This is a genomic window from Phytoactinopolyspora endophytica (assembly GCF_004138495.1).
In the GTDB taxonomy this organism is placed as follows: Bacteria; Actinomycetota; Actinomycetes; order Jiangellales; family Jiangellaceae; genus Phytoactinopolyspora; species Phytoactinopolyspora endophytica.
The window spans coordinates 110996-115172 of record NZ_ML142862.1; the positions used below are offsets into that span (position 1 = coordinate 110996).

At 66.4% G+C, this 4177-nt stretch carries 3 protein-coding genes; 2 read left to right on the forward strand and 1 reads right to left on the reverse strand.

Annotated features, from left to right (window positions below; genetic code table 11):
* On the forward strand, positions 1 to 843 hold an 843-nt coding region (locus ELR45_RS38905), incomplete at its 5' end, for a sulfatase family protein (RefSeq protein WP_205857148.1).
* Complete coding sequence (locus ELR45_RS23730; RefSeq protein WP_205857149.1) at positions 840 to 2309, forward strand: sulfatase family protein; 1470 nt, start codon at positions 840 to 842, stop codon at positions 2307 to 2309. The genes ELR45_RS38905 and ELR45_RS23730, both read left to right, overlap by 4 nt.
* Positions 2310 to 2648: 339 nt before the next feature.
* Here ELR45_RS23730 and ELR45_RS23735 read toward each other — a convergent pair whose 3' ends face one another.
* Positions 2649 to 3974, reverse strand: coding sequence for a glycoside hydrolase family 27 protein (locus ELR45_RS23735; protein WP_205857150.1), 1326 nt, complete (start codon positions 3972 to 3974; stop codon positions 2649 to 2651).
* Between the last annotated feature and the right edge of the window lie 203 nt (positions 3975 to 4177).

The window sequence follows — 4177 nt, forward strand, 5'->3', positions numbered from 1 at the left end:
CTGCACGATCCGGACCGCCTTGCGATACCGCCTGGCTGGACGGACAAAGTCCCTGAGGCCGACCTGCCGTTCCAGCCCGGATACTTCGACAACACGACGCTGACCGAAGACGCGCTCCGCCGCGTGCTGGCGTATTACTACGCCACCATCACCCAACTCGACCACCACGTCGGCCGGATGCTCGACACGCTCACCGCATACGGCCTCGACGAGAACACGATGGTGATCTTCACCGCTGACCACGGTGAGTATCTCGGATTCCACCACCAGCTCCTCAAGGCCGGCCGCTGGCTATACGACCCGCTGGTCCGGGTACCCCTGCTGATCCGCTACCCGGGTGGCTACCGAGCCGGCGAGATCGACGACACGCTCGTCTCCCAGCTGGATCTCGCCCCCACGATCTGCAGCGCCGCCGGCGTGCCGTGGACGCCGACCCCCGGCCACGATCTCGGCTCGCACGGCGCTGACCGCGACGTCGTCATCACCGAGACCGTCGGCGCGACCGCATACATGGCGCGGTCAGCGACTCACAAACTGCTCCGCACCGTCGACGGACGGCACGACGCACTGTTCGACCTAGACACCGACCCATACGAACTGACCAATGTGCTCGGCGACCCCGAACACGCCACGGTGTGCGCCGGCCTCGACGCGGCCCTGACCCGCGAGATCATGTTCCACGCACCGCCACCGACCTACCTGGACGACGCCGCTCCGTGTATCGATGCGCCGAACGTACCGGCACGGGACGACGCCAGGGTCGCCGACGCACGCGCTTACTTCGCCACACGCACACGCGCCTATTCCTCGCACACCGAATCACCCGAGACCAGGACGACATGAGGGCAACCTTGAACGCTCCGAACATTCTGTTCGCCATCGCAGACGACGCGTCACACATGAGCGCGTACGGGCATCGATTCGTGCGGACGCCGAACTTCGATCAGGTTGCGGAGCATGGCGTGTTGTTCACGAATGCGTTCACGTCCAATCCCAAGTGCGCACCGGCCAGGGCGAGCATCCTGACCGGAATGCACAGCTGGCAGTTGGAGGAGGCAGCCAACCACTTCGGCATCTTCCCGGCCAAGTTCGCCGTCTTCCCGGACCTGCTCGAGCAGGCTGGCTACCACATCGGATTCACCGGCAAGGGATGGGCGCCCGGCGACTGGAAGGCTGGCGGGTTCACCCGCAACCCAGCCGGCCCGGAGTACAACGACATACGACTCACCCCGCCGGCGCACACGGGGATCTCGTCGGTCGACTACGCCGGCAACTTCGACGCCTTCCTCGACGCGCGGCCGGACGACAGCCCATTCTTCTTCTGGTACGGCGGCCACGAGCCTCACCGCGATTACATCGCCGGTGAAGGCACCCGCGCGGGCAAGAGCATCGACGACGTCGACGTCCCGCCCTATCTCCCGGACGACGACGTCGTCAAGAACGACCTGCTCGACTACGCCCACGAGATCGAATGGTTCGACCAGCACCTGGGCCGCATGATCGACACACTGGCCCGCACCGGTCAGCTGGAGAACACCATCATCGTCGTCACATCCGACAACGGCATGCCGTTCCCCCGCGTCAAGGGCCAGATGTACGAGCAGGACTTCAACCTCCCCCTCGCGATCCGCTGGGATGCACGCGCCCCCGCTGGACGTGTCATCCATGACCTGATCAGCTTCATCGACTTCGCCCCTACCTTCCTGCAGGCCGCCACCGTCGACGCACATGCGCAGATCGAGGGCACCAGCCTGATCGACCTGCTCACCTCAGACCGTTCCGGGTGGATCGACCCTACCCGCGACCGCGCCTATCTGGGCCGGGAACGCCACGACATCGGCCGCGAGAACGACCTCGGGTACCCCGTACGCTGCGTCCGCACCCGCGACTACCTCTACGTCCGCAACTTCCATCCCGAACGCTGGCCCGCCGGAAACCCCCAGACCGGATTCACCAACGTCGACGACTCCCCCACCAAGACCCTCATCCTGGACCAGTACTACCAGCACGAAACTGACCATTACTTCCAGCTGGCCTTCGCCAAACGCCCCGCCGAAGAGCTCTACAACATCACCACCGACCCCGCATGCCTGCACAACCTCGCCGACGACCCGGACCACCAGACGATCAAGAACGCGCTGTGGCGCGATCTCGAACGCAAGCTCGTGCAGACGCGCGACCCCCGCGTGCTCGGACACGGCGACATCTTCGAAACCTATGAGTACACCGGCCAGAAGGGCCACTCCTGGCAGGCTTACCTCAACGGCACACTCACCAAGACCTCCTACCCGGAAAGCAGCGACACGTGACCCCCTCGCCGGAACGAGTCGCTCCGCCTGCAGGGGTTCTCACCCAGAGCTCAGTAATGCCAGCTCCACGTTCCATGAATGGCCAGCCAGGCGGCTAGCTCCACCGTTGCTTCAAGCTGCGAACGGGTGTTCCTGGTGCCGATCGCCGTCGTGCGGGCATGGAGACCGCCGGGCTGCCCTACGTCCGGGGTCTCGTGTTCCGCCTGTCCGCTCGCACCCTCGATGCAGGTGCGGAAGCCGCGCGACTTCGTCGGGCCGTTCGGCCTCGTCGAGCGCGAGTCGACAGCGTAGAGACAGCCAGCTGAGGAACGCCCCCAACGATCGGCAGGCGGGGCCTGCTCATCCTGAGCGTGGCGTGTACCGCAGCAGCGCCGCACCGTGCGGGTCGAGCGTGAGGAACAGGCCGGTGCTGCCCGGTGCCACGCCGCGGGCGGCATCGCTCTGCACCGTCACGGGCGCGGTCCGGACGGTATCGCCGGTCCACAACTCGCTCACGGTGCCGTCCAGAATGCGGGGTAGCCCGATATTCGCGGCGTCCAGCGCGACGGGCTTGCGCTGGTCCCCAAGGTTGAACGCTGCGACGTAGCGGGCCCCGGCCGGTCCCTCCGCGGTCCACAGAACCAGTTCGCCTTCGCGGAACACCTCGCGGCTGCCCGTCGAGGAGGCGTGCACGTCGAGCACGTCCGGGTTGGTGAAGAGTGCGACGGTGTCCGGGTCCGTAGCGGGCAGATCGCCTCCGATCATCAGAGGTGAGCGCGCTATGGTCCACAGGGTCATGAGAGTCCTCCGCTCGGCGGGCGTGAGCCCGTCGTCGCGCGGGTCTCCGCGTTCCGCACGGATCCCGATGCGACCGAGCGGCAGCATGTCGCCGTCGGGCCAGCCCTGGTCGCCGGCGTGCGGTGCCCAGCGCGCGAGCCTCGCGAAGTTCGCTTCGATGTCCTCCCACCGGTCCCAGACGTCATCACACACGCGCCACATGGTCGCCTGCCCACGCACGTGCTCCAGCCGGGACAATGACATGTCACGGCCCGGCGACAGGCTCAGCGCCATCGGCCGCCCGGTCCGGTCCAGCGCACTCGCGATGGCCTCGACGTCCGTCTCCTGGTACGGCCACAGCATGTCGTCAGCCTTGACGAAATCCACCCCCCACGACGCAAAGAGCTCAGCGCACGAGTCGTAATACGCCTGCGCCGCGGGGTGGGCATGGTTCAGTCCGAGGTTGTCCGGGTTCCATTCGCACACGTTCGTGTCGTCGGCGATGTCCCCGGCCGTGGCCCCACCACCTCCGAGCACCACACACCTTCGCTCAACCGCACGGCGCGAAACGCCACGCATGATATGGATCCCGAACCGCAACCCGAGCGCGTGGACCTGCTCGGCCAGCGGCGCGAAACCAGCGCCGTCGGCGGACGACGGAAACCGCACCGAGTCGGGAATCAGGCGCCCGTACCCGTCGACACAGAGCGGAGCGCCGGGGTTGTAGCCGTGGCGACGGGCCGTGGGATCGAACCACCCGGCGTCCACGACAACGGTGTCCCATCCGTGCTCGAGCAGGTGGTCAGCCATGAATTGGGCGTTGGCGAGGACTTCCGCCTCGGTGACGGTGGTGCCATAGCAGTCCCAGCTGTTCCAACCCATCGGCGGGCGAGGCGTTCGGATGGGCATGAAGGATGCTCTCCAGAACTGTCGAGGATCGACCGCGGGTCGAGTGCCCACGGCGCGCCTGATCAAGCTCGTCTAGCGCGCCCGCAGGTGCGCCATCACATGTTGATCTTTTCTCAGACGGAAACGGCCGCTGCTGGTCAGACGTACACGTATCGACCTGACCAGCACGAACGCTGCTCGCCATTTCTTGGCGCATCTCCCCC